Origin of the sequence: Arthrobacter sp. C9C5 (assembly GCF_013359735.1) — a bacterium.
In the GTDB taxonomy this organism is placed as follows: domain Bacteria; phylum Actinomycetota; class Actinomycetes; order Actinomycetales; family Micrococcaceae; genus Arthrobacter.
This window is the reverse complement of record NZ_JABFMX010000041.1, coordinates 1-4,592: the sequence shown is the minus strand read 5'-3', so window position 1 is coordinate 4,592 and position 4,592 is coordinate 1. Positions and strand designations below refer to the sequence as shown.

5 protein-coding genes are annotated in these 4,592 nt (G+C 66.1%); all 5 read left to right on the top strand.

The features are described 5' to 3' along the window. The coding region (locus HNO80_RS17705; protein WP_175324162.1) for a hypothetical protein at window positions 1-592 on the top strand (592 nt) is incomplete at its 5' end. A gap of 150 nt (window positions 593-742) precedes the next feature. Next, window positions 743-1,477: a YcnI family copper-binding membrane protein gene (locus HNO80_RS17700; RefSeq protein ID WP_175324161.1), complete on the top strand. Its 735-nt coding sequence runs from the start codon at window positions 743-745 to the stop codon at window positions 1,475-1,477. 79 nt (window positions 1,478-1,556) lie between these two features. Continuing rightward, window positions 1,557-2,117 carry a copper resistance CopC family protein gene (locus HNO80_RS17695; RefSeq protein WP_175324160.1) on the top strand — a complete coding sequence of 187 codons (561 nt, stop codon included), beginning with the start codon at window positions 1,557-1,559 and terminating at the stop codon, window positions 2,115-2,117. A 232-nt stretch (window positions 2,118-2,349) separates the two neighbouring features. Then, window positions 2,350-3,312 (top strand): permease, encoded by a 963-nt coding sequence (locus HNO80_RS17690; RefSeq protein WP_349627397.1) that lies wholly within the window; start codon window positions 2,350-2,352, stop codon window positions 3,310-3,312. Then, window positions 3,302-4,042, top strand: a complete 741-nt coding sequence (locus tag HNO80_RS17685) for a TIGR03943 family putative permease subunit (RefSeq protein WP_175324158.1) — start codon at window positions 3,302-3,304, stop codon at window positions 4,040-4,042. The genes HNO80_RS17690 and HNO80_RS17685 overlap by 11 nt, the downstream gene beginning before the upstream one ends. Window positions 4,043-4,592: the final 550 nt, after the last annotated feature.

Below are 4,592 nucleotides of genomic sequence, written 5' to 3'. Positions count from 1 at the left end.
CATGACGGCTCCGTTCCGCTTCCCCCGTGCCGTTACCTTTACCGCCGCCATGTTCGCCCTGGCCGCCGGGGCCCACGTGCTGGCCGGCGGTTCCCTGCCCGGGCCGGCCATTTTCGCCGGCCTCGTCGCCCTGGTGCTGGCACCGGTGATGATCCTGGCCAAAATCAGGATCACCGCCCCGGTGATGGCCGTACTTCTCGGCGCCGGCGAACTGCTCCTGCACGAGGCCTTCACTGCCCTGTCGGTTTCAACAGGATTCACCCCCGTTCCCGGCGGGCACCTGCACGGCACCGGGCCGGTGTCCCCTTTGGCGGGGGCTCTGATGCCGGAGCACGCCGCAGCCCCGGGGTCGCTGATGCTGATCCTGCACGCCGCAGCGACGCTGGCCACCGCCCTGGTGCTGGCCCGCGGCGAGGCCGCCGTGTGGGCGCTGGCCGCGTGGCTGCGACCCCTGATCCGGATCCTGACAGCGGTGGTCATTCCTGACTGGCCGCACGTTCCGGCCCCGCGCCTGACCTTCGTTCCTTCCCGGTGGAGAAACCTCCGGCTGCCCGCCCTGCGCGGGCCGCCGCCCGTTCGGCCCGCTCTCTGAGCGGGACCTGACCTTTCGCCGCTGACCCGGCCGGACCCTGCCCATCCCATAGGCAGAAACTCCGGTGCCGGGGGATGCGCCGTGACCCTCTCATATGCGCCGCCGCACGAGCGGCCCGTTGGCGCACCCATTTTTTTGGAAGGCATGTTCATGAAAACCTCAATCCGTCGTACCCTCAAGACCCTCACTGCTGTCACCGCGACGGCCGGGATGATCGCACTTGGGGCGACCGCCGCCTCAGCTCACGTCACCGTCAACCCTGACGACACTGGCGCCAATGGCTACACGCACCTGACGTTCAACGTCCCGAACGAATCCCCGACCGCCAAGACCAGCAAACTCGAAGTCAAGCTCCCCACCGACACCCCGTTCACCTCGGTCTCGGTCAAGCCCGTTGAGGGCTGGAGCGCCCAGGTCATCACCAGCGACCTGCCCAAGCCGGTCACCGTCTCCGGGACGACCGTCACCAAGGCCCCGAGCTCCGTGGTCTGGACCGCCGACGCAACACACCAGCTGGGACAAAACCAGTACCAGGCGTTCTCTCTCTCCGTCGGCAGACTCCCGGCGGCCGGGACGACCGTGACGTTGAAGGCGGCCCAGACCTACACCGACGGGACCGTAGTGAACTGGGATGAGGAGAGTGTCGAGGGCCAGCCCGAGCCCAAGCACCCGGCCCCGTCCTTCACCACCACCGCCGAAGACGGAACCGCCGCTCCCACGGCATCTGCTGCAGCGTCCCCGGCGGCCGCGGCCCAGGCCTCGGAGACTTCCAGTGATGCGGCATCGGTGTGGGGCATCGTCCTGGGCGCCGCCGGATTCGTTTTCGGCGCGGCCGCCCTGGGCTTGGTCCTGGCCGGACGCCGCACCCGCACCGCAGGAAAGTAGCACCCCCAACCGCGGGGCTGTGGCGGGACGTTCGTCGCGCTACAGCCCCGCGGTTACCGCCCTCTGAAAGGACCCGCCCATGAAGAGAACACACCGTCACGGTCCGGGACGTCGGCTCGCCCGTTGCTTGCTGACCCTCGCCACGGCAGCGCTCCTCATGGTCCCGGCCGCTGCGGCCCAAGCCCATGACGTCCTCGAAACCACCGACCCGGCCAACGGCTCCACGGTCCGCACCGTTCCTGCGAAGATCGGCCTGACCTTCGACCACACACCCATCGCACTGGGCTCCGTCGTCCGCGTCGAAGACGCCACCGGCGTCGACCAGGCCGACGGGCCGGTAACTATCGTGGACAATCACGTCAGCCAGGCGGTCAAAGCCGACGCCCCGGACGGCAAATACAAGGTCATCTGGCGGGTGGTTTCCTCCGACGGCCACCCGATTGAGGGAACCTTCACGTTCACCGCCGACGCCGCAAGCACCGCCTCGGCTACGCCCTCAGCGTCCCCCGCGCCGGGCGGCAACAGCACAGGCCTCCAGACTGGACTGCTGACGGCCGGAGTGGTCGGGATTGTGCTGGTGATCACGTTGGTTATGGCTGGCATCTATGTCAAACGCCGGCTCACCATCCGGGAGCCGTAGCGGCCAAATGCCGTAACTCAATCAGGGACTTTGGAGAACGGTTGGCCCCTTTTTGGGCGCCGTGGTTGCATAGCGTTCATTGTGTTGCCCCCCCGGCCCCCGATACTCTCGCCCTATGGACCGACCTGTCCTGGGCCCTGGTGACACGCCGCCGACACACCTTTTGGGGTCAGGCGAACCGTCCGCGGGGAAAAGCGAGGCCCGGTCCGCGGTGGGCTTCCGCCGCGCGGCCGTGGTGCTGGCGATCCTCTTAGTAGCCGTTGTGGTGTTCTTCTTCCGAACTCTGGTGCCGGAAGCGACCGCCGGCCTCGAGGGCGCGGCGCGGGACTTCTTCACCCTCTCAATCAGCGTGGTGATCGAGTCCCTGCCCTTCGTCTTCCTCGGGATTCTGGTGTCGATCCTGGTGCGGGTCTGGTTGCCTGCTGACTTTCTGTTCCGCCGGCTGCCGTCCTCACCGGTGCTGCGGCGCTTGCTGCTCTCCCTGCTGGGGATGCTGATGCCGGTGTGCGAATGCGGGAATGTCCCGATGGCGCGCGGGCTAATGGTCAAGGGGCTCACGGCCGGCGAGTCAATGACTTTCCTGTTCGCGGCCCCCATCCTGAACCCGATAACCATCATCACCACCCAACAGGCATTCGGATGGGACAACGGCATCCTGGCGGGACGGATCGCCGGTGGTTTCTTCATCGCCAACCTCGTTGGCTGGATTTACCGGGACCGGCAGCCCGGAAGCGTTCTAACGCCCGGTTTCGAAGAAACCTGCGCAACCGAGGAGCACGACCATCCGACCGCTGGACGACTGATGCAAAGCATCAGCCTCTTCACCAGGGAAGCGGACGCGATGATGCCGGCGCTATTCATCGGCGCAGGCCTGGCCGGACTCATCCAGGTAGGCGTCCCGCGGGAGGTGATGGTGGCCCTCGGCAGTGATCCCGTCTGGTCCGTACTGGCCCTGATGGCACTCGCCTTCGTCGTGGCCATCTGTTCCAACGTCGATGCGTTCTTCATCCTTTCCTTCGGCGCCACATTCCTTCCCGGCGCCGTGGTGGGGTTCCTTGTGTTCGGGCCGATGATCGATGTGAAGATGCTCGCCCTGCTGCGCACCACGTTCACGACCAGAACCCTGCTCCACCTAACGCTGATCATCGGACTCTGCTCAGCCGTGCTGGGATGGGCGGTGAACTTTGCCTTCTAAGGGCTTCGCCGGCCGCCACGGCGTGATGCTCAGCCTGATCGGGATCATCGCTACCCTCTGGCTGGCCGTCACCGGCAAACTCGACCTGTATATCCACCCGCGCTACGTCCCTTTCACCGTGGCGATGATATTCATCGCGGCCTCCGCATCCTTAGCCGGGTTCCTCACCGCGCCCGCCGGCAACTACCACCCAGACCGTGAAAAGCCACAAAGCCGCCTCCGCGCGGCCGGCACCCTGCTCCTGGTCTCGGCCGCCATCATAGGCCTCCTCCTCCTTCCGCCCACGACCCTGGGATCCAACGCGGCGAAACAACGAGACCTCAACGTCTCCGGAACCCTCAGCAAGTACCAGACCAGCACCCTGGTCGACGAGGACCCGGCCACCTTCAACATCCGCGACTGGGCGTCGCTGCTGCGCTACAGCCCGGGCGATGCCTACTTCACCAAAAAAACGGCTACGATCACCGGGTTCGTCACAGCCGACAAGAACGACCCCACCAACATTTTCTACGTCACCCGCTTTGTAGTCACCTGCTGCACCGTCGATGCACAACCCGTCGGCGTCCCCGTCCGCCTCCCCAACTGGCAGAAACTCTACAAACCCGACAGCTGGATCACCGTCAGCGGCCACTTCACCCCGAACCCGGGGCCCAGTAGCGGCCCCCACCTGCTTCTCAACTCCCCGCAGACCGCAGCAACAACCCAACCGCCCCAGCCGTACGTCTATTAGAGACTGGGCAGCACCACCGGCGGGGCCTGGTTCGTCGGCGGGGATTTTCCGCGAGCAGACGATTTCCGTCGGCGGCGGCCACCACACAGTGACGATGAACCTTGCCGACGTCAATGACGGCCACGGAGGAATCCCAAGAACGGCCTCCAGCCTGCCGCCTCTCCCGCTCAGCGATCGGGTCATCGCGGGGTAACGGGCGGCCAATCCTTCGAAGCAGTCACACACCAATTTCCGAGACGGCAAGCGAAAGCCATTCGCTCCTCCCTCGGGGGACCACGACCCTACGGCAACCGCGGAACGGTCCCGGTACCAACGGGAAAGACAGCAGCCAAAATGTCGAAGAAGCCAGACTAGGGCCCCCGTAGCCGGAGCTGTGCGACCCAAGACACCGGACCCAGCGGACGCCCGCTAACTGGTTGGAGCGCAGCGGAACCAGGCACTTCGCCCAGGCACTGCGCGGCACGCCCCCGCTGCCCGACTCAGGGCAGGTCACCATGGCAGGATGGGCCCCAATATGGACAGACGGTTACGCCACGCCCCGGACCCGGAA

Bases quoted from the DNA above. Each gene is read 5' to 3' on its own strand.
- HNO80_RS17695 (WP_175324160.1), top strand. From the start codon at position 1,557: ATGAAGAGAACACACCGTCACGGTCCGGGACGTCGGCTCGCCCGTTGC.
- HNO80_RS17700 (WP_175324161.1), top strand. From the start codon at position 743: ATGAAAACCTCAATCCGTCGTACCCTCAAGACCCTCACTGCTGTCACC.